We start from the raw sequence: 25537 nt of genomic DNA, 5'->3' as shown, positions 1-25537 counted from the left end.
ACCCGACGCCGAAGGGACGACCACCATGTCCACACCGACGCAGAAGCCGTCCGTGGTCTACGGCCGCCCGGTCACCACGGACGGCGTGCCCAACCTCTACTCCGGCACCGAGGTGCAGCCGTGGACGACGCCGGATCCCGGCATCGACAACCTCGGCATCTCCTCGATCGACACCTTTGCGGTGCCCGGCGTGGGCGAGTACACCGTGCCGTTCGACGGCTACGTGCGCGTGGTGCGCTCGCAGCCGACCGCGACCGAGTGGGCCAACGCCGAGGTCTACACGAACCTGATCGAGATGCGGATGACCGGCGAGTCCGAGGAGCTGGGCCGGATCACCGTGACCCTCAACCCGGAATGCCTGTCCGCGGGCCAGATCCGGACCCCGTTCGACCCGTACGCGGGCGAGGGACCGGCGGCGAAGGCCTGCCGGATGGCGGTCGGCGCGATCTTCGACATGCCGAAGCTGGGCCTGCAGCTGATCAACAAGGAACCGATCATCCTGACCATCGACGACGTCCGGCAGATCCCGCCGGCCGGTTCGCCGGGGAAGGGGCAGATCTACCGGATGCTGCCGCTGCACGACATCCGCCGTCCGGATGACGACCCGGTCGCCTACGTGACCAGCCTGCGCTTCACGATGGGCGGCTACCTCCCCAAGGAACAGATCGCGTGATTCAGAACCCAGCTGGAAGCCGGTGGTCGCGACCACCGGCTTCCAGTGGTGTCCGCCTGGTTTTCGTCGACGTGGCGAGGGAGAAGTCAGATGAGCACCGAACAGTTGCACGTCGGCGGTCCGCCCGGCCTGGGCGTACCGGTCGCCGACGAGGCCGCGGGCTTCGCGCCGCTGCGGGGTAGCGCCGTGCCGGTCGCCCAGGACCGGTGGGAACGGCTGGTCAGCACGGTCGTCATCCCGGAGCCGCCGCGGGCGGTGTGGGCCGCGCTCACCGACCCGGACCGGGTTTCCCGGTGGTTCGGGGTGTGCCGGGGGAACTGGGCCCGCACCGGCGCCGAGGTGATGCTCGACTTCGAGGACGGCGAGTTCTTCTGGTGCCGCACCCAGCAGAGCACCGCCCCGGGCGACGGCCGCCCCGGGGTGCTGCGCTACCTGTGGCGGTGGGTCGGCATCGGGCCGGCGACCTCGGTGACCTGGACCGTGGAACCGGCCGGGGCGGGCACCTCAGTGACGGTGGTCGAGGAGGCGGTCAACCCGCCGTCGGACTGGCGGTCCTGGAACGGCATGGGCTGGCCCGGCATCCTCGACCAGCTCGCCGCACACCTGCGCACCGGCACCGAGTGGCGGTGGCCGTGGCGCCGGATGGGCCCCTACCTGCAGATCCCGCTGCCCGCGCCGCCGTTCCAGGCGTGGGAGGCGCTCACCGCGCCGGGCGCGGTGCGGCACTGGCTGCAGCCGTGCGCCGGGTCGCTGGCGGCCGGCGAGGAGATGACCGTGGTGATGGGCGACGCCAGCGGCCGGGCGCTGCTGCGGGTCACCAAGCTGGTCGACAGCGGGCAGGAGTTCCCGTCCTACCTGCCGCGCCTGGAGTTCGAGCTGCGCCGGGCGTCGTGGCCGTCGGCGCTGGGCGGCCGGATCTGGATCGAGCCGGTGGGGCTGCGGGAGAGCCTGCTGCAGGTCTTCCACGACGGTTGGGAGGACCTCGGCATCCCGGACGCGGTGACCGAGCGCAAGATCGTCACCGGCTACTGGGTGTCGGCCGCCGCGCGGGCGCAGATGTTATTGCAGCAGCAGGGCCCGGCGGACGGCGCGCCGGTGGGGCCGCACGGTTGGTCGATCAGCGGCGGCGCGGCCGAGGCGGGCCGGACCAACGGGCACGGCCCGGCGCCGGCGGCCGTGCCGGCGGAGTCGCCCGCGATGGATTTCGCCGGGCGGGCGATGTCCGATCTCGGCGGTGCGATGACCAGCGTGCTGTGCGTGCTCGGGCTACGGCTGGGGCTGTTCCAGGCCTTGGCCGGCGCCGGTCGCGCCACCGCCGCCGAGCTGGCCGGGCTCGCCGGCTGCGACGAGCGGTACCTGGTCGAATGGCTGAACGGCATGGCGAGCGCCGGTTATCTGGAACGGCACGACGGGCAGCAGTTCTCGCTACCGGCCGGGGCGGCCGCCGTGCTCGCCGACGACTCGCCGATGAGCCTCGCAGCCGGTTACGAGCTCGTGCCGCAGCTAGTGGATGCGGTCCGGGACGTGGAGGAGGCGTTCCGCACCGGCGTCGGCGTGCCGCACGACCGCTATTCGCAGCAGTTGTTCCTCGCCATGGAGCGGATGAGCCGGACTTGGCTGGACACCATGCTGGTGCCGCAGTGGATTCCGGCCGTGGACGGGCTTTCCGAGGTGCTGGGGCAGGGCGGCACGGTGGTCGACGTCGGTTGCGGTGGCGGGCATGCGGTGCTCCGGCTGGCGCAGGCCTTCGGGGCCGCCGACTTCGTCGGCTTCGACCTGCACGAGCCGAACGTGCACCGGGCGCGGGCGGCGGCGGTGGAGGCCGGGGTCACCGGTCGGGTGCGGTTCGAGCACCAGGACGCCGCCGAGGGACTGCCCGATCAGGTCGACCTGGTCACGATGTTCGACGTGCTGCACGATGCGCCGGACCCGGGTGGGCTGCTCCGGGCGGTTCGCGGCGCGCTGCGGGAGGGCACTGGTGCGGTGCTCGTGCTGGAGACCAACTGCGCCGAGGACGCGGCGGACAACACCGGCCCCGGCGCGACGATCCTCTACGCCACGAGCACGCTTTACTGCCTGCCGTCGGCTCTTTCGCAGGGCGCGCCCGGATTGGGAACGCTCGGGCTGCCGCCGGGGAAGCTGCGCGAGCTGGCGACGGCGGCCGGTTTCCGCAGTGTCGACCGGATTCCGCTGCCGAGCCCGATGAACGCACTGTACGTGCTGCGACCCTGAGCACCGCTGGGCGTGGGTCTTTTGGGTTGAGAACTCGTTTGCGTAGTGGTGGATCCTGGTTGGCCGGTACGGAGCGAACGGCCCGTCGGCCCCAATAGACGAGACGAACAGTCCGTTCGCCTCACCCACCCGACCTCGGCAGGCACCAGCCGGTACGGAGCGAACGGCCCGCTCGCCCCAATAGACGAGACGAACAGTCCGTTCGCCTCACCCACCCGACCTCGGCAGGCACCAGCCGGTACGGAGCGAACGGCCCGCTCGCCCCAATAGACGAGACGAACAGTCCGTTCGCCTCACCCACCCGACCTCGGCAGGCACCAGCCGGTACGGAGCGAACGGCCCGCTCGCCCCAATAGACGAGACGAACAGTCCGTTCGCTTCATCGCTTTGAAGGCACAACCCGCTCTACCACGGCCCCGCACCACCACATCCGAACAAGCTCTGTAGCAGCCCAAAAGACTCACGGCCCCGGTGGGAAGGTGCGGTCGCCCAGCCCGGTCACCGCCAGCGAGTCGGTGCTCGGGTTGGTGAACAGGCGCAGCAGTACGTCCATGCCCGCTTGGAGCGGGACCGGTGGCATGCCCATGCTCCTGGCCTGGCGGACCGCGCCCATCCGGTGGGCCTGGCCCGCCCCGCTGAACAGCGACCACTCCACCGCCGTGCAGCCGCAGCCCGGGAGGTCGTCGGCAGCGGCGATGGTGCTGCGGCGGAGAAGTTCATTGGCCAGCGCGTATGCCCCCATGTTCGAGTGCGGCGACCGGGCCGTGATCGAGCCGAAGGTGATCAGCCGCCGCAGCGCGCCGCGATCCACCGCCGCCAGCACATTTCGCAGCCCCGTCACCTTCGGGGCTTGCAGCGCGGCGAGCCGGGACGCCGTCGCGCTCGCGACGAAACCGCCACGCACGTCGCCCGCGCAATGCACGATTCCGGTCACCTGCCGCGCCGCCAGTACAGTCCGCACCTGCGCCAGGTCGGTGACGTCTGCGTCGAGAACCGTTGTGCCGCCTGAGGATTTCAGCCTCGCCAGCGCCGCGTGGACGTCGCCGGAGATCTCGCCGCGGCCGAGATCGTCGAGCAGCACCGGCCGGATTCCGGTGCGGGCGCGCAGCATCCCGGCCACCCGGATGCCCAGCCCGCCGAGCCCGCCGGTGATCAGCACCTCGCCGCGCATCCGCGCCGGATCTACGCACGGAAAGTCCACATCGGACCATCCGGTGCGCCAGGCGTTGCCGTTTCCGTCGATCTCCACATGGCGGTAGCCGTCGGCGTGATGACCGGCGAAGGCGATCGCCGCTTCGACGGCCGGCGGCGTCGCACCGCCGGACAGCTCGATCTCGATCGCCGACAGCCGGCCGTCCTCGGCCACCGCGCAGTTCAGCAGGCTCCCGCCGCCGGAGCCGGTGTGCACCAGCACGAGCCGGCCGGATCCGGCGCGGGCGACCGCGAGGCCGCGGAGCAGGAATTCGTTGTCGTCCGGGCGGAATCTGTCGCCCAGCACGACGACCGGGACGGCCGGGCCGGATCGGGCGGCGGATGCGTGCAGGACGGCGCGCAGCGGCGCCGGGCCAGCGCCGATCACGAACCACGGCCGCGCCTCCGACCGGTCGGGCGCCACCGGCACCCGGTGCGCCCGCCACACCGCGATCCGGTTCACCGGTTCAGCGCGGGAAGCAGCGTCGGGATGGCTTCGGCCTGGAAGTCCACGTCCACGTCGAATTCGTTGATCATCCCTTCCAGCACCAGCATCGACAGCAGCGGGAACACGAACTCCGGCGCCGCCGCCACCCCGGAGCGGCGCTGCAGGTCGAACAGCCGGGTGGCGAACGGGGCGAGCCGGAAGTCACCGGCCCGGCGCCCGGCGGTGGTCGCCACCAGTTCGACGATGCCGGCGCGGAATCCCGGCAGATCGGCATCCGGTGGCACATGTTCGGCGCTGCGCAGCACGACCTCGGCGCATTCCGGCCCGCGCCCCAGCGACATGTTCAGGAAGAACTCCGCGAACAGCCGCTTCACGTGCGGTTGCAGCGGCACGACGAAGCCCGCGTCGAGCAGCACGACGTTCCCGTCCGGATTGAGGTAGAGGTTGCCGGGGTGCATGTCGCAGTGCACCAGGCCGTCGACGAACAGCATCCGGTAGACGGCGTGCAGCACCTGGCGCACCAGTTCGCGCCGCTGCTCGCGGGTGAAGCTGTCGGGGCCGAAGCGCCGCAGGTCGGGCACGAACTCCATGACCAGCGCGCCGTCTCCGCAGGCGACGGGAATCGGAGCGGGAATCCGCACCCGCGCGAAGTCGCCCAGGTTCGCGCGCAGCGTCTCCAACGCCCGCGCCTCCAGCTCCAGGTCGAGCTGCCGCCGGATCGCCTGGGACACCTGGTCGACGATGCGGGCCGCGGGCACCCGCCGCATCGCGGGCAGCCGCTGCACCAGCCCGGCACCGGCGGCGACCAGCCGCAGATCGGCACCGATGAGCCGGTGCAGGCCCGGTCGGCGCAGCTTGACCGCCACCTCGGTGCTGTCGTGCAGTTCCGCCCGGTAGACGCAGGCGATGCTGCCGCTGGCCACCGCCGTGGCGTCGAACCGGCGGAACGGCCATTCCCGCTGGGCGGGGTATGCGCGGTGCAGCGCCTGCACCGCCTGCGGGCGGGACATCGGGCGCACCTGGTCGTGCAGGCCGCCCATCGCGTCGCACCACTTCGGGTCGAGCAGGTCCCGGCGGGTGCTGAGCAGCTGGGCGCCCTTCACGAACGCCGGGCCGAGGTCGGCGACTAGCTCGGCCAGCCCGCCGGAGCCGTTCGGCGCCCGCCGCGCCAGGGCGCGGCGCGCGAGCGCCCGGCCGCCGTGCCGCAAAGCCGTTCCGGCAATCACGGCGGACCGCAACGCGAGGTGCCGCTTTCGCACTCCCGGTGCGGCGAGGTCGTCCCGATCGTCTGACACCGCTACCTCCCGACTCCCGGAATCGGCCGCGCAACGCGCGACGGATGTCGTCAATGTCGAGCAATGGCAGAAATCGCTTTACTTTTAGAAACCATTCTCGGACAGCATCGGCTACCGAGCGCGGTCCCCCCACGAGACCTCCCCCGTCCCGTCACGCCTTCGGCACACCCCAGAGCAGATGCGATCCGGACACTCGCGGTAACGTAGCGCACCGCCGCAGCTCGCGTCGAGCGCCGTTCGGACGCAACCGATCCAGTACCGCCATCCGACTGAAATCATCAGCATTTGCTGACAATTCTCAGCTTTCCGAGGCACTCGGAGCGACTTGCGCCGATGCCGCGGAGCCCGGCGGAGAATGCTCTGCGCGACATCGGCGCCGCCGGCGGAAACGCATCGCCGGGGCCGGCAACGGCCTTCCTCAGCAGGGCTGATCACCCCTTGACACCCCCGCGAATACCGATGTAGGAAATAGTAGTGACTGGGGGCAGCTGATTTCTGCTCCGGATCCCGGGGAGACCGGGCGCACGGCCCGCAGGGCCCGCCGCGCCTGGGAGGCACGCGACATCGGCGAAGCCGAGCCCCGGGACAGCGGCCGCGGCCGCGAGCTCCGCAAACCGGGACGCACTCCTTCATTGCCGCGCTGGGGGAATACGTGATTTCTCCGCCCGACCGCACCCGTTCGCACCCATCCGAGGACACTGATCGATCCGCGCCGGGCCACCGCCGGCCGCCCAGGATCCTGCGGCTGCCGATGGCCATGGCCGATTTCGCCCACCGCGGCTTCCGGGTGGACCGCCCGGAAAACCGCGCGCTGCTGGAAGAACACGCGCGATCGTTCCTGCACGGTTTCAACCTGGCCGTGTCGAACTGGCGGCACCCGCATCCGGCATTGGCCGATTTGCCCGACGAGGAAAGGGGATTCGCCTACGAGGGTGCGGCGATGCACGCCGGGATGCGGGATCTCGCCACCTTCGGCCGGGCGCGCGCACTGCACCGGCTGCTGGCCGGCCCCGGCTCCGCCTACGTCCACCTGATCCACGTCGGAGTGGGCTGGGCGCTGGCACCGCTGAGGATCCCGCTGCCGGTGCCGGTTCCCGCGACGCCGCTGCTGCGCTGGCTGGCGCTGGACGGCGCGGGCTTCGCGGAGTGCTTCTTCGCCGGTCCGGCCAGGCTGCGCAAGGCCTGCGCGAACCCGGAGGACGAACGCCGCCAGGCCCGCATCGCCGGTTGCGGCCGGGCGCTGTGGTTCATCGAAAGCGCCGATCCGGGCGGAATCCGGCACCGGATATCCACTGTGGACGAACGGGCCCGGCCGCACCTGTGGTCCGGCGTCGGCCTGGCTTCCTGCTACGCGGGCGGCCTCGACGCAACCGGGTTCCGCACGCTGCAAGAGGCCAGCGGCCCGCACTGGGCGCACCTAGGACAGGGCTGCCTGTTCGGAATCGCCGCCCGGGCGCGATCGGGCATCGTTCCCGAGCACACCGCGCTCGGCGCCAGAACCCTGTTCGCCACCGGCGCGGAAGACGCCGCCGGGTGGACCGACCTGGCCGCCGAAGGTCTCGACGGCAGCACCGGAATCGAGTCCTATACCGAGTGGAAGTCGCGGTTGCGGCGCACCGTGCTCGACAACTCCTGAACCCGGCACCCGATCTTGGAGGTTAACGCCCATGCCGAGCTCGCTGCGCCGCGCCCTCCCGGCCGCCGTCGGCCTGCTGCTGTGCCTCGCACTGGGACTGCTCACCGTCCGCCCGGCCCTCAGCGATGCCGAAACCCGCGATCTGGCAGGGGGTTTCGGCTTCGAATCGGTGCCGATCAACGCGCCACCGCCGAACGCGCGCACCGACCGGACCGTGGCTCCCGGCCTGGAGCACATCCGCGGCTGGATCTCCGCGGTCGGCGCCTCGGTGGGCCTGGCGGATCTGCGCGGACTGGGCCGCTCCGGAGACGCCTGCCTGGTCGATCCGCGCGATGACTCGGTGACCATCCTCCCGGTGCCCCGCAGCGGCGGCCCGCAGTACGAGCCGTTCCGGCTCCGGCCGGACGGGCTCCGCCAGGACGCCACGATGGCGCCGATGGGTTGCGTGCCCGCGGATCTGGACGAGGACGGCGACCAGGACGTCCTGGTCTACTACTGGGGACGCTCACCGGTGCTGTTCCTGAACACCGGCCGGCTGGACCCGGCCGGCTTCCGCCCGGTGGAGCTGGTGGAACCGATGGAGGTCTGGAACTCCACCGCGGTCAACGTCGGCGATGTCGACGGCGACGGCCACCTCGACGTCCTGGTGGGCAACTACTTCCCCGACGGCGCCAAGGTGCTGGACCCGGCGGCGGCCGACGATCCGCGGATGCGGATGCAGGACTCGATGGGCAAGGCGCGCAACGCCGGGACCAACAAGCTGCTGCTCGCCACCCCGACCGGCCGGCCCGACGACAAGCCGCGGCTGGTCGACGCCAGCAACGCGCTGCCGGACGCCTCGGCGCGGTCCTGGACGCTGTCGATCGGGCTGCAGAACCTCGCCGACGGGATGCTGCCGGACCTGTACTTCGCCAACGACTTCGGGCCCGACCAGCTGCTGGTCAACTCCTCGACGCCGGGCCAGGTCCGGCTCACCCAGGTCGACGGGCGGCGCGACGTCACCACGCCACGCTCCGAGGTCCTCGGCCACGACTCCTTCAAGGGCATGGGGGTCAACTACAGCTACTCCCGCGGGCAGCGGTTGCCGATGATGGTGGTCAGCAACATCACCACCCCGTTCGCGTTGCAGGAGAGCAACTTCGCGTTCGTCCCGACCGGCGAGGCGGCGGACCTGCGGCGCGGCGAGCTGCCCTTCGACGAGCGCGCCGAGGAGCTCGGGCTGGCCCGCGGCGGCTGGTCCTGGGACATCAAGGTCGGGGACTTCGACAACTCCGGCACCGACGAGCTGCTGCAGGCCACCGGGTTCCTCAAGGGCGAGCGCGACCGGTGGCCCGAGCTGCAGGAACTCGCGATGGGCAACGACGAGCTGCTGCGGTACCCGGCGGCGTGGCCGAAGTTCCAGGCCGGCGACGACCTCTCCGGCCACGAGCACAACCCGTTCTGGGTCCGCGCCGGCGACGGCCGCTTCCACGACCTCGCCGTCGCGGCGGGCATCGGCGCGCCGGACGTCACGCGCGGTTTCGCGCTCGGCGACGTCAACGGCGACGGCCTGCTGGACGCGCTGGTCGCCAACCAGTGGGAGGATTCGCGCCTGCTGCTCAACACCGCGCGCGGCGCCCCACCGGCCGCCGACCTGCGGCTGCTGCGGCCCGCCGCGGCCGGCGGCCGGACCCCGGCGATCGGCGCCGAAGCGGTGCTCTCCTTCCCCGACGGCGAACAGCGCGCCCAGCTCTACCCCGCCAACGGGCACGCCGGGGTGTCCGATTCGACGCTGCACTTCGGGCTGCCGGACGGCCGCGCCGTGCCGGCCGAGATCACCTGGCGCGACGGCACCGCCGTGCACACCGCCCGGATCGACATCGGTCCGGGAACGCACACCGTGTTGCTGAACCCCGACGGAACGGCGGTCATCCGATGACGAGCACCGCACCGACCACCACCCGCCAGCCCTCCCGCGACGAGCCCGATCCGGCCCCGGCACCACCGGTGGACAAGCGGATCAAGGCCCTGCGCCGGTTCGCCGTCTCGATCACCGTGTTCAACATCGCCGGGCACACCGTGCTCGGGTTCGAACAGTCCCCGATCACCCCGGTCGCCGCGGTGCTGACCAGCTACGCCGTCGCGTTCCTGCTGGAGTTCCTGGACAGCCGGGCGCGCGACGTCCGGCCCGCCTACCTGGGCGGCGCGCAGGCTGCGGTGAACTTCCTGCTGCCGGCCCACATCACCGCCCTGGCCTGCGCGATGCTGTTGTACGGCAACAGCTCGTTGTGGCCGTACCTGTTCGCCGTGGTGGTGGCCAACACGAGCAAGTACCTCGTGCGCATCCAGGTGGCGGGCCGGCTGCGGCACGTGCTCAACCCGTCCAACTTCGGCATCGTGGTGACGCTGCTGCTGTTCCCGTGGGTCGGGATCGCGCCGCCGTACCACTTCACCAACTTCCCCACCGGCACCGTCGACTGGTTGATCCCGCTGGGCATCCTGATGCTCGGCACCATGATCAACGCCAAGCTCACCGGCAAGGTCCCGCTGATCCTCGGCTGGGTCGGCGGGTTCGCCGCGCAGGCCGTGCTGCGCTGGCTGCTGCTGGACCACTCGCTGGTGGCGGCGCTGCTGCCGATGACCGGCGTGGCATTCGTCCTCTACACCAACTACATGATCACCGATCCGGGCACCACGCCGGTGAAATCCCGCAACCAGGCCGTTTTCGGCGCCTGCACCGCGCTCGTCTACGGCGCGCTGGTCGTCTCCGGCGTGGTGTTCGGGCTCTTCTTCGCGCTGGTGATCACCTGCGCCCTGCGCGGCGCGGTCCTGCTGCTGGCCCGTGCCACCGGATCCCGGGAGCGGCGCGCGCCGATGCGCGAGCGGCAGCAGCTCGATCCGATCCGGTGAGCACCGAACGGGAGGTTGGCATGGAAGGGATCGCCGTGGTCGGGATCGGCTGCCGGTACCCGGACGCCACCGGTCCGCAAGAGCTGTGGCAGAACGTGCTCGGCCGCCGCAGGGCGTTCCGCGCGCTGCCAGGGGAACGGCTGTCGGCCGGCTACCGCGGCGACCCGACCGAGCCCGATCTCACCTACGTCGACCGGGCGGCCCTGCTGCGGGACTGGGAGTTCGACCGAAGCCGGTTCGGGGTGCCGGGCGCGCTGCACCGGGCGGCGGACCACACCCACTGGCTGGCGCTGGAGACCGCCGCGGCGGCGCTGGCCGACGCCGGCCGCCCGGACGGCGACGGGCTGGACCGCGCCACCGCCGGCGTGATCATCGGCAATTCGCTGACCGGCGAGTTCACCAGGGCAGGCACGTTGCGCACCCGGTGGCCGTTCGTGCGGGACGCCGCGGCGACGGCGCTGCACCGCAGCGGCGTCGCCGACGACGTGGCCGCCGAAGTGGTGAGCCGGCTGGCGGAGCTGGTGAAGTCGCCGTTCCCGGTGCCCGGCGACGAGTCGCTGGCCGGGGCGCTGAGCAACACCATCGCCGGGCGGATCTGCAACCACTTCGACTTCCACGGCACCGGGTACACCGTGGACGGTGCGTGCTCGTCGAGCCTGCTGGCCGTCATGGCGGCCTGCCGGGCGCTGAGCACCGGAGAGCTGGACTTCGCCCTGGCCGGCGGCGTGGACCTGAGCCTCGATCCGTTCGAGCTGGTGGGCTTCGCCCGGCTGGGCGCGCTGGCCACCGACCGGATGCGCATCTACGACCGCGCGCCGACGGGTTTCCTGCCCGGCGAAGGCTGCGGCCTCGTGGCGCTGGCGCGCGCCGCCGACGCCGAACGGCTGGGCATGCGCGTGTACGCGCGCGTCGCCGGCTGGGGCAGTTCGTCGGACGGCGCGGGCGGACTCACCCGGCCCGCCGAGCACGGGCAGGCGCTGGCGTTGCGCCGCGCCTACCGGATGGCCGGGATCCGGCCCGATGCGGTCGAAATGGTGGAGGGGCACGGCACCGGCACCGCGGTCGGCGACGCGGTGGAGCTGGCCGCGTTGACCGAGGTGCGCGGGCCAGGTGCGGCCAAGGCGGCGCTGGGCAGCGTGAAGGCCAACATCGGCCACACCAAGGCCGCCGCCGGGGTCGCGGGGCTGATCAAGGCCGCGCTCGCCGCGCACCACGGCGTGCTGCCGCCGACCACCGGCTGCGAGACTCCGCACGAACTGCTGGATCGCGCGACCACGCCGCTGCGGGTGCTCACCGGGGCGCAGCCGTGGGATTCGCCGAGGCGGCTGGCGGCGGTGTCGTCGATGGGGTTCGGCGGCATCAACGCGCACGTCGTGCTCGAAGCCGGTGGCGAGCGCGGGCGGCGCCGGATGCCACCGGAGGTGCTGCAGTGGTCCGCGCCGCTCCCGGAGCACGAGATCGTGCTGGTGGCAGGACGCGACGAAACCGAGCTCGCGCACCGGTTGGACGTCCTCGCCCCGATCGCCGAGCGGCTCAGCGATGCCGAGCTGCACGACCTCGCGGCCACCCAGCGGCAGGAGGTGGGCGCGGTGCGCGCGGCGCTGGTCGCCGACAATCCGGCGGCGCTGGCCGATGCGGCGCGCGCCGCCCGCCGCGGGCTGCGGGGCTGGGACCGGCGGCTCGGCTTCGACGAGCAGGCCGGTTACGCGCTCGGTGCCGGCGCGATCCGGGTGGGCCTGCTGTTCCCGGGGCAGGCGGCGCCGGTCCGCACCGAGCTGCCCGGCTGGGCGGCCCGGATGCTGGTCCCGGACCTGCCCGCGGTGGACGAGTCCGAAGTGGACACCCGGCTGGCGCAACCCGCCATCGTCCGGCAGTCGCTGGCCGGGCTGGCCTGGCTCAACCGGCTGGGCTGCCGCGCCACCGCCGCGGCCGGGCACAGCCTCGGCGAGATCAGCGCGCTCGTCTGGGCCGGCGCGTGCACCGCCGGTGCGGGGCTTCGGCTCGCGGCCGAGCGCGGGCGCATCATGTCCGAGCACGGCGCGCCGGAGAGCGGCATGGCCGGGCTGACCGCCACGGCAGAACAGGCCGAACGGCTGCTGGACGGCACCGCGGCGGTGCTCGCCGGCCACAACGGCCCGGAACAGGTCGTGATCTCCGGTCCCACCGCCGACGTGCTGGCCGTCGTCCGGCGGGCCGCCGAGCACGGCATCACCGCGACGCAATTGCCCGTCTCGCACGGGTTCCACAGCCCCGCGATGCTGGGCGCGGTCGAGCCGCTGCGGCGGGCCCTGCGGGACTTCGAGTTCGACGCGCTCGCGGGCACCGTGCTGTCCACCATCACGGGCACCGAACTCCCCGCCGACGCGGCGATTCCCGCGCTGCTGGTCGAGCAGCTGACCCGGCCGGTGCGGTTCACCGCCGCGCTCGAACGCCTGGCGGCCCGCTGCGACCTGCTGGTCGAGACCGGCCCCGGCACCATCCTGTCCGGCCTGGCCCGGTCCGCCACCGCGACCCCTGCGATCAGCCTGGACTGCGGCGGCCCGGCCCGGCGGCATGCGTTCGCCACCGCCGTGCTCGTCGCCGGTGGCGCGGCCGATCTCGGCCCGTGGTTCGCCGACCGGCGGTTCCGGACGGTCCGGGCGGATGCGATGCCCCGGCTGCTGGCCAACCCCTGCGAGCAGCCCGCCGACCGCGTCGACGGCGCCGCCTTGGCGGTTCCCGGTGCCCCACCCGAGCCGGCCGCGCGGCCGCAGCTGCCCGCCGAGCCGCTACCCGCGCTCATCGAGCACCTCGCGGCGCAGCTGGAGCTGCCCGCCGAGTCGATCGGCCCGGGCAGTTCGCTGCTCGGCGACCTGCACCTGAACTCCCTGCAGGTGGTGCAGATCGTCGGCAGGGTGGCCGGCGCGCTCGGCAAGCGGCCGCCGAGTTCCCCGCTGTCGCTGGCGGATGCCACGGTCGGCGAAGCGGCCGCCGTGCTCGCCGAGCTCGACGCGGACGCCGCCGGCAGCGACGCCGAGGCACCGGCCGGGGTCCGGGGCTGGGTGCGCGCCTTCGCCGCCGACCGGCTCCCGGTAGCACCGGCCGAAGGCGGCGGGCTGCGCTGGTCGGTGCGGGCACCGGCCGGGCACTGGCTGCTCGACCACCACGACGACGGTGCCGGGAACCTGGCGGTCGTGCTCGACGAGACGCTCTCCCGCTCCGGGATCGCCGCCCTGCTGCGGGACATCGCGGAGACCGGGCCCGACCGGCTGCTGATCGTCCACAGTGGCCACGAAGCGGCGGCGGCCATCGGCCGCAGCGTCGCGGCGGAGCTGCACCCGGCCTGGGTGGGGGTGGTCGGGCTCGACGAGCCCGGAACGCGCTTCGTCCCGGATCGACTCCCGATCCGCGACGGCTACGCCGAACTGCACATCGACGCCGCAGGCAGCATCACGCGCACCGCGCTGCGGCACCGGGAACTCGTTGGCGGGCAACCACTTCCGCTGCAACAGGGGGACGTGTGCCTGGTGACCGGCGGGGTCCGCGGCATCACGGCGCATTCCGCCCTCGCGCTGGCCGAACGCACCGGTTGCACGCTCGTCCTGCTCGGCCGCACCGCCGCCGACGATCCGGAGATCTCGGCGGCGGTGCGGGACATGCGCACCAGGGTGGACGCGCACTACCTCGGCTGCGATGTCGCCGACCGGGCGGCGGTCGCCGCGATGGTCGCCGAAGCAAGCGCGCACGGGCCTGTCCGGGGTCTCCTGCACGGCGCCGGTGTCAACGAGCCGCGTCGGTTGGCCGACGTGACCGGTGATTCGCTGGCGGCGACGATGCGGCCCAAAGTGGACGGCCTGGAAGCTCTGCTGGCAGCGTGCGAGGACCTGCGGCTGGTGGTCGGCTACGGCTCGATCATCGGCCGGTTCGGGCTTCCCGGCCAGGCCGAGTACTGCCTGGCCAACGACGTGCTGCGGCACCGCCTGGAGGCGTGGGCCGCGCCGGGCCGCCGGGTCCACCTGCTGGAGTGGTCGCTGTGGTCGGGCATCGGCATGGGCGTTGACCTCGGCGTGCTGGAATCGCTGCGCGCGCAGGGCGTGGTGCCGATCGGCCCGGAGCAGGGCAACTCCGCGCTGCTGGACGTGCTCTCCACCCCGGACGCCCCGGTGTCGCTGCTGGTCACCTCCCGGTTCCCCGCGATGCCGACGGCGTCGTTCGACACCGGACCGGAGCCGCTGCTGCGCTTCGACGAGGACCGGCTGACGCGCACGCCGGGCGTCGAGGCCGTCAGCGACGCGCACCTGAGCCCGGGCGCCGACCGCTACCTCGACGACCACCGGATCGCCGGCGCCCCGGTCCTGCCCGCGGTGCTGGGCCTGGAGGCGATGGCGCAGGTGGCGAGCGTGGCCGGGGCCGACGAGGTGCGCTCGTTCGCCGACGTGGCGCTGCGCGAACCGATCGCGGTGGACGGCGCGGCGACCATCCGCATCGCCGCGCTCGCCGGCGGCGGTGACGTGGAGGCGGTGATCCGCGAGGCGCGGGACGACTTCCGCGCCGACAAGTTCACCGCCCGGATCACCACGGCGCCACCGGCCCCGCCCGCGATCCACGCGGCCGAACCGCCCCAGGAGAACCGGCAACCGCACCCGTACTACGGGAACATCCTGTTCCACAGTGGACGATTCCGGCGGTTGCTGCGCTACGACGTGCTGTCGGCCTTCCGCGTGCGGGCGTGGGTCCAGGCCGCCGATCAGGACTGGTTCTCCGAGTTCCACAGCGGCGAGCTGCTCCTCGGCGACCCGGGCGCGCACGACGCGGCGCTGCACGCGCTGCTGGCCTGCGTGCCCCACCGGCTCGCGTTGCCGACCGGCGCCGACCGGATGACGGTGTGGCGAGCACCGCGCGGCCCGCTGCGGGTGATCGCCGACGAACGGGAGCACACCGCCGACACGTACTGCTTCGATGTCGACGTGGTCGATCCCGGCGGCGCGGCGGTCGCCCGCTGGGAAGGGCTGCGGCTGCGCGCCACCGGCGAGCACCGGTCCGGCGAGCTGCCGCTGCGCCTGGTCGGCCCGTGGTTGTCGCGCCGGCTCGTGGAAACCGGGCTGGCCGACGGGATCGAGCTGATCACCGCCGTCGGCGCCCGCGGCGACGCCGCCGGACTCCTCACCCGCGTGCTCGGCGCGCCCGCCGGGCACGATCCGCGCGGCGCCCTGCACGTGCCCGGTGGGCACGCGAGCGCCGCCTACACCGGGGGCTGCCTGCTGCTCGGAGTCGCGGGAACGCCGATCGGCCTGGACTGGCAACGGATTTCGCCGACCGAACCGATCCGGCCGGCCGTGCTGGAACGCGTCGACCGCGGGCTGGTCGACGAGGTGGCGGACAAGCTCGGCGAGGACCCGGCGGCGGCCGCTGCGCGGGTGTGGACGGCGCGGGAGGCGGTGGTCAAGCTCGGGCACGAGCAGGGACATCCGCTGCGCATCGACCACGTCACCGAGGACGGCCTGGTCGTGGTCCGCGCCGGGCGGGTGCGGGTGGTCATCGCCCGCGCGCCGATCGACGAGCTCGGCGACGCGGCCCTGGCCGTCGCCGTGCCGGTGGAGTGAGCCATGCGCGCCTACCACCACCGGCACACGGTCACGCTCGACGAGACCAACCTCGTCGGGAACGTCTACTTCGCGCACTACCTGCACTGGCAGGGCCACTGCCGGGAGCGGTTCCTGGCCGACCACGCGCCAGGAGTGCTCACCGCGCTGAGCACCGGCGAACTGGCGCTGGTCACGCTGTCCTGCTCGATGCAGTACCACGCGGAGTGCTTCGCGCTGGAGACCGTGGACATCGCGATGACGCTGCGGGCGGCGTCCGGCAACCGGATCGCGATGGACTTCGACTTCCGCCGCGACGACGCCCCGGTCGCCCGCGGCGGCCAGACGGTCGCCTGCATGCGCCGCACCGGCGACGCGGTCCACCCCATCCCGATCCCCGCCGAACTCGCGCACGCCCTGCGGGCCTTCAGCTGAAAACCTGTTGGAGAACTCGGTTTTCGCAGGTGGTCACCTAGCGGAACCTCAGACGCCGCCTGGACTGCGGGATCCCGACTTACGTATGCCCAATACGCGGCATCGGGGACTGGCCTCGCCCAGTAGCCCAGCAGGGCGGGCACAGTCTGAGAACCCGCGGGTGGTCAGCTTGCGTAGGTGGGCTAAGTGGCTGCGCCGCTTCAAAGACAAAGGCAAGAACGGGCCTTCGCTCACAGACTCGGAGAAGGAGAAACCCATGTCCGTCGTGGCACCCACCCGCGGCACCGCCGTGGTGGCGGTCGGCACCGCCATCACCCTGATCGCCTCCGCCATCGGCTTCGCGCGGGCGATGACCATGCCCGCATCGATGCCGGGCATGACCGGCGAGCCCCCGGTGTCCCGGCTGCACGGGATGCCCCTGTCGGAGATGCCCGAGATGTTCGTCGCCGCCGTCGGCATCCTCCTCGTGCTCTCCGCCGCGCCCTGGCACCCCGCGCGCCGGCCTGTCGCGGCGGACGCGCTCTCCCGGCGGCGGACGGGCCTGGTCGCCGTCGTCGCCACCGCCGCGCTGACCATCGACATCAGCAAGACGTCCACGCTCGGGTTCGTCATCCCCGGCATGCGGGAGGAGTACGGCATCTCGCCCGGCACCGCTTCGCTGCTGGCCGTCGCGGGCCTCACCGGCACCGCCGCCGGCGCACTGCTGGTCGGCCGGCTCGCCGACCGGTACGGCCGCCGCCGCTGCTACCTGATCGCGACCCTGGGCTTCACCGCCACCAGCATGTGCGGGTGCATGCCGACCTTCGCGGGCAACGTGGTGATGTGCCTGCTGATGGGCGTCGCCGTCGGCGGGCTGGCGCCGCTGCTGGTCACGCTGCTGGCCGACGTGTTCGGCACCCGGGTGCGCGGGCCGGCGGTGGTGGCGCTGTCGGTGGTGGCGACCGCGATCGGCTACCTGGTGGCCGCCGGATCGGCGCTGTGGCTGGAACCGGTCTTCGGCTGGCGGATCCTGTGGCTCATCGGCGCGCCGACCGGGCTGGTCCTGGTGGCGGTGACCTTCCTGGTACCGGAGCGCGCCCCGAGCGCGGCACCGGTCGCGCCCGCCGCGCGCACCGCCGTCGCGCGCTCGACGCTGAGCACCGGGCTGCAACGGGTGTACGCCGCGCTGACCGGCATCCTGACCTTCGGGCTCACCACGTGGGTGCCCACCCTGTCGAGGGCCGACGGGCTGCCGGCGGGCACCGCCAACGCGCTGCTGACCGCTGCGGCGCTCGCGATGGTGCCCTGCGCGGTGCTGCTGGCCTGGTGCTACCGCCGGTTCGGCCCGGTGCCGATCTGCCTCGGCCTGGCCGTGCTCACCGCGACGATGCTGTTCGCGCTGACCTTCTCCGGCGTGGCCGACGGCGCCGCCTGGGTCTCGGCGGGCGCCCTGGTTGCGTCGTTGTTCGCGGTCAACACCATGGCCGCGGTCTTCCTCCCGGTCGCCGCCGACCTGGCCGAGTCGGGACGCCGGGCCGGGGTGGCCGGCAACATCTCGTTCTGCAACCGGCTCGGCGGGCTGGCCGGGCCGCTGGTGCTGGCCGCCCTGGTGGCATCGGTATCGGACGTGTTAGTGGCAGTGGCCGTGCTGGCCCTCTGCAGCGGCCTGCTCTCCTGGTACATCGGCCGGCGCCACCGCACCGCAACGGCCGGGAAATCCGCACTCCTGCCCGAGAAGGCCCCGCTGTGAGGCGAACGCCACGCGATCCCGAACGGTCCGCCCGAACCAGGCTGTTACTATCATTTGCGATTGTCATCTCGCAGTGACTAGCCAGAGGACGGGCGGCGGAGCGATGGCGGGCAAACGCGACTACGGCCAGTTCTGCGGGCTCGCCGCCGGGCTCACCGTCATCGGCGAGCGCTGGACCATGCTGATCCTGCGCGAGCTGCTGATCGGTCCCGCGCGGTTCAACGAGCTGCCCCCGAACCTGCCCGGCATCGGCCCGAACCTGCTCGCCGAGCGGCTGCGCACCCTCATCGAGCACGGCGTGATCGAGCAGCACGCGGTGCCCGGCGACGGCCGCGGCAAGCAGTACCGGCTGACCGAACGGGGCGAGCAGCTGCGCGAGCCCATCCTGGCGCTGGCGCACTGGGGCATGCAGTTCCTCAGCGAGGAGGACAGCGCGGGCATCAGCCGGGCCGAGTGGGGTTTCCTCGCCGTGCAGGCCATGATCTCCACCTCGGACCTGCCGGATCGCGACGAGAGCTACGAATTCCGGGTCGGCGACCGGGTTTTCACCGTCGAGGTCGCCGACGGCCAGGTGCACGTGCGCCGCGGCTCCGGGGAGCTGCCGCCGGCCATCGTGGTCGGCGCGGACCCGGAGACCTTCATCCGCATCGGCGCCCGCATGCTCAGCCCCTTCGACGCCATCATCACCGGCGGCCTGACGATCGACGGCGACCCGGACGCGATCCAGCGCTGCGTCCGGATGCTCCGGCTGTCCACCACCACCGACGGCTGACCGGGCTCAGCACCCGGCGAGGTGGCGCAGCGCGGAGACCGACGGCACGAAGAAGTAGCCGCCCCCGGTGAGTTCGGTCCAGGAGCGCTCCAGATCCACCTCGACGGCCCGGCCGCCGTCGCCAACCGGGATGCGCACGGCCGTGGGGCCGCCCGGCACGACGCCCAGCAACGGATCGACACCTTCCCCCGGCACCCTCAGGGACGGGTTGCGCAGCCACTGCTGCAGGACGAACTCGAACTGCCGCTCGATCGAAACCTGGTAGGAGAGGAACAGCAGACCGCGATCGACACCGGTCGGCGTCTCGTCCGTGTACGGGACTCCCCTGCGCAGCATCCGATGCCGCTGCACGTCGCCCGCGATCGCACCGGGCGGGGTGTCGTCGCGCAGGTATGCCTTGCGGATGTGCGCGCCGAGCGGGCAGCGCAGGCCCGCCGGATCCGCCGGGGCGGGCGGGTACCTGACCGGGCAGACCGCCGACGCGGGCAGCGGCGCGGTCGCCTGCCGGTAGGCGAAGTCGTTGTTGAGACGGCCGCTCCCGCCCAGTTCCGGCGCGTCGGAGCCGGGCGCGCGCATCACCGGCGCACCGCTGCGCCACCTCCCGACCAGCAGCGCGCCCAGGCGGTGCGGGCTGAGGTCGGCCAGCTCCGGTTCCCGCTCCGCGATCGCCGCCCCGGCCCGCGTGAGGAATTCCGCGAATCCCTCGGTGTCCTGCCGGTACCGGGCGTACACCAGGAAGGTGCCGTTTCTGGTCCATTGTGGACCGACGTCGGCCACCGGGCCCGGCAAGGCCGGATCGGCGGCGTCCTGCGCCGGGTACCCCAGCACGAACTCCCCCGGCCACACCAGGCGCTGGCCCGGGTGGCCGCGCTGCACGTCCCGCGGATCCCGGCGCGGCGTGATCGGGTCGAACGGCGGGGCGGCCCGGTGCCCGCGGATGCCGGGCTGCGAAACCCCGTCGCGGAAGCCGAAGTGCTCGCGCTCGCCGGGCAACGCGGCACCACGCTGGATGCCGCGCAGGTCGAACCCGTCACCCAGTTCCGCCTGCAGCGCCGCGCATTCGGCGGCCAGGCCCGGCTCGTCATCGGCGGCGAGCAGCACGACGACATCGGGCACGGACCCCGGCGACCCGACCACCCAGTCCGCCGCCGGCGTGGCAGCGCGGGAGTGCATTCCCTCCTGGAAGGCCGGGGCGTCGATCTGATCGGCGTCGGGGGCGAAGCGGCGCAGGGCATCGCAGGAGAAGGCCAGGTTGCGCCAGGTGGCCGACAGCCCGGGCCGGTGGCCGCGGCGGCGGGTCGCGGCGCCGAACAAACGCATGAAGTCGAGCACCTCGGCGGCGGTGGCGACGACGTCCGCCTGCCGGGCGACCCTGGCGCGGGCCCGCGCCAGGTCCCGGATCTCCAGGTACACCAAGGCGAAGTGGTCCTTGCGGAACCCGGGCAGCACGTTGCCCTGGATCTCGTCGAGCTCCAGCGCCGGCTCGACCGCATTCGCCGGATCGGCGAGCCCGGCCGCCACCACTTGCTCGTCCAATCGCTGCCAGGACTGCACGATCCGGCCGCCGTCGACCCGGAACATGCCGAACAGCGGCGCGGCGATCCGCCGCCCGGTGGGTTCCGCCGCGTCCGGTCCGGGCCCGGCGGCGAGGTGCGTGCCGTGGACGGTCAACCGGGCGACGATCCAGCCGCCGTCGTCGATCAGGTCCTCCAGCACCGGCCGGGCATCGGGGAACCCGGCCAGCAGGTCGAGGATCCGCAGGCACTCCGCGCGGACTTCGGCGGCGTCGTCGGCGACGAGCAGCTCCAGGGCGGCGCGATCCCTGCCGCGGTACACCCGGCGGATCAGCGAGCGCACGACATCGGCGGCCGGAGTGACCGGCCACCGATGGGAACCGGTTACCACGACGACTGCTGCCCGCCCGGCGGCTGCTGACCCGGCGGCTGCTGGGGCGGCTGCTGCTGCCCCGGGGGCTGCTGTCCGGGCGGCTGCTGCACGGTGATCCGCTGCGTGACGTCCGGACGCTGCTGGGCCTGCTGCCCCTGGGGATAGCCCGTGCCCGGCGGCGGGCCACCGCCCGGCGGCTTCCCTCCCTGCGTCGGTGGCGGCTCGGTCGGCAGGGTGAGCAGCCCGAGCTGCATGATCAGCGTCATGTCGTCGAAGTAGCCCCAGTGCGCGGTGATCCGGTCGCCGGGGCCGACGGCGTGGATGCCGATGCCGGTGACCTCGACGGTCTTCCCGGTGGCGGGCACGCCGCGGAAGGAGCCCTGGTGCGTCCCGCGGAATGTGTAGCGGCTGACCACCCGGTCCTCGGTGGCCAGTTGCAGGTCGACGCTGACCGATCCGTCCGGGAAGGCCGAGCGCATGCGGCGGACCAGCTGCCGGACACCGGCCACGCCGGGCCGCTGCCCGGGCAGCGGCAGGCCGTTGGTGAACTCCGGCGCGAACAGCTCGTCGATCAGCTCCAGCTTGCCGTTGCTCCACACGTCGTAGAAGAACCGGCGGGCCAGCGCCTTGTTCGCCTCGTCGCGATCGGTGGCCGGCTCGTCGTCCTCCAGCGGCCCGAGCGGCGAGGGCACCCCCATCTGGGACACCAGGCTCACGGCGTCACGCGCCTCCCACTGCTCCAGGATGCGGTTGTCGCGCACCCGGGTGATGGTGATCCCGCCGATGTCGATCCGGTTCCCGGAGGCGGGGAAGTTCAGGTACGGGCCGGTGTTGACGAACGTCTGCGACCACTGGCCCGCGACCAGGTCGTCCTCCGCGACCTGCTGGTCCAATGTGGTCCGGAATCCGGAGAAGGCGGCGTAGATGCTGCGCAGGAAGTCGGTGGCGCCGGCCAGCCCGGGCTTCTCGCCGGGCGCCGGGTCGTGGTTGCGGAAGTTCTCCACGAAATAGTACCGGGCGTTCTCCGGGGATTCCGCGTCGATGACGTTGCGCACGAACTTCTGCATGTAGCGCTTGTTCTGCTCCGGCGTGCCGGTCTGCGGCTCGCCCGGCTCCGGCGTCGGCGGCGGACCGATCTGCCCGAACGGGCCTTCCGGGGCCCAGTGCTCGACGATGCGGCCGGTGTCGTCGATGCGCACCACCGAGGTCATCTGGAAGTCCACCCGCTGCGGGGTGTCACCCCACCCGCTGGCGGGCGCGAGCGCGCCGGCCCGGTTGGGCGCGTCGGCCGTACCGCGGTGCCGGATCGTCACGCGCTCGCCGTCGACCTCCACCGACTGCACCGCGCCGCTGTAGTTCGGCAGGCTGTTGCGCAGTTCCCCGATCAGCCCCATGCAGCCGCGCGCGCCGCCGCCGTAGGCGTCGATCAGGCCGGAGTGGTCGATCACCGCACCGGACATGAGCTTTTCGAGGGCCTGCAGGTCGCCACTGTGGGCGGCGTCGAGCCATTGCCGTGCGATCACCTGACGCTGCTGGTCGGACAGGGCCATCCCGATCACTCCCCCCAGACCGTGAGATCCCCCGGCCCGCGGGTCACCCCCCGCGGGCGAACGCGGTCCAGTCTCTCGGCCGGGCGGGGCCCGGACTTCTTCCAACTTGCCCTCTTCACCGGCGACCGGGCGATCCGCCGCACCACCGCCGGTACCCGTCGTACGCTGGCGACCCACCGGCACAGGCAGGAGAAGATCGTGCAACGCAAGGAGTTCAGCGCCCGACTGGAGACCGGCGAGCGCGGCCACGTCCGGGTCCGCATGCCCTTCGATCCGACCGCGGAGTGGGGAAAGCGCCCCAGGCATTACGTCCGCGGCACGATCAACGGCACCGAGTTCGAGGGCTCCCTCGGCAGCAGCGGCGGGGAGTTCTTCTTCCCGGTCAACAAGAAGCTGCGCGAGGCCGCGGGCGTCGAGCCCGGCGATGAGGTGGCGGTCGCAGTCGAACCGGCCGACCTGGAACCGGTGCGACCGCCGGCCGAACTCGCCGATGCGCTGCGAGGAGAACCGGACGCGGCGGCGTTCTTCGACGGCCTCTCCGGCTTCTACCAGCGCCAGTACACCGGCTGGATCGCCGGAGCGAAATCGGCTGACACCCGCTCATCCCGCGCCGCCGAGGTCGTCGCGCTCCTCAAGCAGGGCCGCAAGCAACGCTGACGGTGCCTCAGCGCCTGTCTTTGAACCCGTTGCACAGTGGTGAGTCATCGTTGGCTGGTGTGGCGTGAACGGCCTGTTCGCCTCGATAGGTGAGGTGAACGGTCCGTTCGCTACAGCCGCCCGGCGTCGGCGGGCACCAGCCGGTGTGGAGTCAACGGCCCGTTCGTCCCGATACGTGAGGTGAACAGGCCGTTCACTCCACCACCTCGAAGCCACCACCCGACCTACCACGACCCCGCGCCACCACGTCTCTTCAGCCCGCCGGGGCGAGCAGGTCCGCCGCTAGGAGGATCGGGGTGGCCAGCACCAGCGGCGGGTCGACCGGGGCCTGGGGGCGCAGCTGGATGCGCAGCGGGGTCGCGGAAACGGCGCGGCCGTCCCGGATCTGCACCACCTGCGGGGCCGTGCCCACGTGGCAGAGCTCCTCGTCCTCCCCGACCAGCGCATCCGCGACGCTCGCCCGCAGGTCGAAACTCATTGCCAGCGCGTGGAAATCGCCGTCGGGCAACCCGCCCAGGGCGGCGATGCCCGGCGGTCGCACGATCGCGCAGGCCGACGGCACCTCCTGCGGAATGCCGGAGCGGAACAGCCCTACCGCGGCCAGCGCACCGTCCGGCGCACCGGAAACCCAGCCGGTCACCTGCGCCCGCACCGGTTCCGGCAGCACCGCGCGCAGCCGCCCGAGGATCTCGCCGACGGGCTGGTCGGCGTACGGCTCGAGGAGCTTGCGGAACCGGCGTGGCGGCACCCCGACCAGCCTGGTGAACTGGGTGGTGAAGGTGCCGAGGCTGGAATAGCCGACCCGCATGCAGATGTCGGTGACGCTCATCGGAGTGCGCGCCAGCAGGCGCTTGGCCTCCGCCATCCGCGCCGCGGCCAGGAACCGGGCCGGCGTCGCCGAGGTGACGCGCCGGAACACCCGGTGGAAGTGGAACGGGCTCAGCAGCGCGGTGTGCGCCAGGTCCGGCAGCAGGTGCGCGTCGCCGACGTTCTGCCGGATGCACCGGATGGAGCGCAGCACCGCGGCGGTCCGGTGATCGGCGGTCGTTTCAGCGGTCACGTCGTCCCCCTTCACCGGAGAGAATCCGACTATGTGATAGTTAAGCAATCTAGCCGGTGCCGGCACCTGGCGGGAGCGGCGAAACGGGGGACGTCCGGCGCTGCCGGGCGGCGCACCCGGCGCTCCCACCGCCCCGAAATTCGACAAGATGCGAGAAGTCCGACGGCCACCGGCGGGCGCACCGTCGGACCATGGAAGCTGAGCGCCAGGACGACACGTCCACCGCCCGACCGGTGCCCGGTTGGCGACTGCTGATCCGCCTGGTCGTCATCCTCTCGATCGTCGGCTGGGAATCCGCGCGAACGGGGCCCGCGACGCTGTTCAGGCGGATCGCGCGCGGCCGGTCCGACGCGCGCCGGCACGGCTATCGCGGCCTGGTCCGCGCGCTGCAGAACCTGGGGCCGACCTTCGTCAAGTTCGGCCAGATCTCCAGCACCCGGCGCGACACCATGCCCGCCGAGCTGTGCGACGCGATGGCCGACCTGCACGACTCGGTCCGCCCGATGCGCCGCAAGCACGCCGAAGCGGCGCTGCGCGAAGCGCGACTGGCCCGTCCCGCGCTGGCGATCGCCGAGGTCGAGCCGGATGCCGTGGCCAGCGGCAGCATCGCCTGCGTCTACCGCGCGGTGCTCGAAGGCGGGCAGGTCGTCGCGCTGAAGCTCAAGCGGCCGGGCATCGACGACCGGATGCGCGCGGACCTGGAGCTGCTGCGGCTGCTGGTGAAGGTCGCGCAACGCATGCCGAAGATGCGCGGCATGCCGATGGCCGACCTGGTCGGCTACGTCAGCCGTGCCATCCTCGGGCAGCTCGACTTCGAGCGCGAGGCGGCCAACGTGCGGCACCTCGCCCGCTGCCTGGCCGGCATCCCGGCGGTGCGGGTGCCGGCCCTGCACCCGGAGCCGTCCGGCCCGCAATGCCTGGTCTTCGACTACATCCCGGACCTGGACGCGACGACCCCGGATTCGCTGCCCGCGCAGACGCGGCGAGACCTGGCCGGGACGGTGCTGGCCGCGGCGTACCGGATGATGTTCGTGGACGGCTTCGTGCACTGCGACCTGCACCCGGGAAACCTCTACGTGACACCGGAACCGCAGGTGGTGATCCTCGACGCGGGTTACTGCGTGCAGCTGCCGGACCGGGTGCGGGCGCTGCTGGCGGAGTTCTTCGCGCAGCTGGTCGCGGGCAACGGGCGGCGCTGCGGCGAGATCGTCCTCGAAAGCGCGGTCGACGTCGGCCCGAAGGTGGACACCGACGGTTTCACGGCGGCGATGACGGAGCTGGTGGCCGCCGCGGCCGGGCCCGGAAACCGGTTCGACATGGCCGAATTCGGCAACTCGGTGTTCGAACTGCAGCAGCGCTTCGGCATCTACGCCGCCTCGGACTTCGCCTTCCCGCTGATGTCGCTGCTGGTCCTGGAAGGAACCGCCCGCGGCATCAGCCCGGACCTGGACTTCCAGCAGGTCGGCGCGGCGGGCCGGCCGACCGATCTGCGCAACGCGTAGGAGATCACCTACCGGTGGCC

Annotated in this window: 16 protein-coding genes; 11 read left to right on the top strand and 5 right to left on the bottom strand. The window is 72.7% G+C overall.

Annotated features, from left to right (window positions below):
- Window positions 1-25 precede the first annotated feature (25 nt).
- Both E1288_RS03555 and E1288_RS03550 read left to right on the top strand, forming a co-directional pair.
- The gene (locus E1288_RS03555) at window positions 26-673 is read left to right on the top strand and encodes a DUF6073 family protein (RefSeq protein WP_132480631.1); all 648 of its coding nucleotides are present in this window, start codon (window positions 26-28) and stop codon (window positions 671-673) included.
- 90 nt (window positions 674-763) lie between these two features.
- The gene (locus E1288_RS03550; RefSeq protein ID WP_132480628.1) at window positions 764-2905 is read left to right on the top strand and encodes an SRPBCC domain-containing protein; all 2142 of its coding nucleotides are present in this window, start codon (window positions 764-766) and stop codon (window positions 2903-2905) included.
- A gap of 460 nt (window positions 2906-3365) precedes the next feature.
- Here the strand turns inward: E1288_RS03550 and E1288_RS03545 are convergent, their stop codons facing one another.
- Together E1288_RS03545 and E1288_RS03540 are read right to left on the bottom strand one after the other, a co-directional pair.
- Complete coding sequence (locus E1288_RS03545; RefSeq protein ID WP_132480625.1) at window positions 3366-4559, bottom strand: KR domain-containing protein; 1194 nt, start codon at window positions 4557-4559, stop codon at window positions 3366-3368.
- Complete coding sequence (locus E1288_RS03540) at window positions 4556-5839, bottom strand: ABC1 kinase family protein (protein WP_132480622.1); 1284 nt, start codon at window positions 5837-5839, stop codon at window positions 4556-4558. Before E1288_RS03540 ends, E1288_RS03545 begins: the two co-directional genes overlap by 4 nt.
- A gap of 652 nt (window positions 5840-6491) precedes the next feature.
- Between E1288_RS03540 and E1288_RS03535 the strand changes: the two genes are divergently transcribed.
- From E1288_RS03535 to E1288_RS03505, 7 genes are all read left to right on the top strand, one after another.
- Entirely contained in the window at window positions 6492-7475 is a 984-nt protein-coding gene (locus tag E1288_RS03535) for a DUF1702 family protein (protein WP_268951790.1), read from the top strand.
- A 31-nt stretch (window positions 7476-7506) separates the two neighbouring features.
- Window positions 7507-9393: a CRTAC1 family protein gene (locus tag E1288_RS03530; protein WP_132480616.1), complete on the top strand. Its 1887-nt coding sequence runs from the start codon at window positions 7507-7509 to the stop codon at window positions 9391-9393.
- Window positions 9390-10364 (top strand): enediyne biosynthesis protein UnbU, encoded by a 975-nt coding sequence (locus tag E1288_RS03525; RefSeq protein ID WP_207954157.1) that lies wholly within the window; start codon window positions 9390-9392, stop codon window positions 10362-10364. The genes E1288_RS03530 and E1288_RS03525 overlap by 4 nt, the downstream gene beginning before the upstream one ends.
- Window positions 10365-10384: 20 nt before the next feature.
- Window positions 10385-15946 (top strand): type I polyketide synthase, encoded by a 5562-nt coding sequence (locus E1288_RS03520; protein ID WP_132480613.1) that lies wholly within the window; start codon window positions 10385-10387, stop codon window positions 15944-15946.
- Window positions 15947-15949: 3 nt separating this feature from the next.
- Window positions 15950-16360 carry an acyl-CoA thioesterase gene (locus E1288_RS03515; RefSeq protein WP_132480610.1) on the top strand — a complete coding sequence of 137 codons (411 nt, stop codon included), beginning with the start codon at window positions 15950-15952 and terminating at the stop codon, window positions 16358-16360.
- A gap of 256 nt (window positions 16361-16616) precedes the next feature.
- Window positions 16617-18089 carry an MFS transporter gene (locus tag E1288_RS03510; protein WP_132480607.1) on the top strand — a complete coding sequence of 491 codons (1473 nt, stop codon included), beginning with the start codon at window positions 16617-16619 and terminating at the stop codon, window positions 18087-18089.
- 73 nt (window positions 18090-18162) lie between these two features.
- Window positions 18163-18861: a winged helix-turn-helix transcriptional regulator gene (locus E1288_RS03505; RefSeq protein WP_235883312.1), complete on the top strand. Its 699-nt coding sequence runs from the start codon at window positions 18163-18165 to the stop codon at window positions 18859-18861.
- 6 nt (window positions 18862-18867) lie between these two features.
- Here the strand turns inward: E1288_RS03505 and E1288_RS03500 are convergent, their stop codons facing one another.
- Both E1288_RS03500 and E1288_RS03495 read right to left on the bottom strand, forming a co-directional pair.
- Complete coding sequence (locus E1288_RS03500; RefSeq protein WP_165967972.1) at window positions 18868-20766, bottom strand: Dyp-type peroxidase; 1899 nt, start codon at window positions 20764-20766, stop codon at window positions 18868-18870.
- Window positions 20760-22298, bottom strand: a complete 1539-nt coding sequence (locus E1288_RS03495) for a nuclear transport factor 2 family protein (RefSeq protein ID WP_165967971.1) — start codon at window positions 22296-22298, stop codon at window positions 20760-20762. The genes E1288_RS03500 and E1288_RS03495 overlap by 7 nt, the downstream gene beginning before the upstream one ends.
- 198 nt (window positions 22299-22496) lie before the next feature.
- Between E1288_RS03495 and E1288_RS03490 the strand changes: the two genes are divergently transcribed.
- On the top strand, window positions 22497-22955 hold the full coding sequence (locus E1288_RS03490) for a YdeI/OmpD-associated family protein (protein ID WP_165967970.1): 459 nt from the start codon (window positions 22497-22499) through the stop codon (window positions 22953-22955).
- A 253-nt stretch (window positions 22956-23208) separates the two neighbouring features.
- On the opposite strand, the gene E1288_RS03485 is transcribed toward E1288_RS03490, so the two are convergent.
- A complete protein-coding gene (locus tag E1288_RS03485) occupies window positions 23209-24015 on the bottom strand; it encodes a helix-turn-helix transcriptional regulator (protein WP_165967969.1) in 807 nt (268 codons plus the stop codon).
- 191 nt (window positions 24016-24206) lie between these two features.
- Here E1288_RS03485 and E1288_RS03480 point away from each other — a divergent pair, with 191 nt between their 5' ends.
- A complete protein-coding gene (locus E1288_RS03480; RefSeq protein WP_132480595.1) occupies window positions 24207-25517 on the top strand; it encodes an ABC1 kinase family protein in 1311 nt (436 codons plus the stop codon).
- The last annotated feature ends 20 nt before the right edge of the window (window positions 25518-25537 follow it).

Source organism: Saccharopolyspora elongata (assembly GCF_004348985.1).
In the GTDB taxonomy this organism is placed as follows: domain Bacteria; phylum Actinomycetota; class Actinomycetes; order Mycobacteriales; family Pseudonocardiaceae; genus Saccharopolyspora; species Saccharopolyspora elongata.
This window is presented reverse-complemented; position numbering and strand designations above follow the sequence as displayed.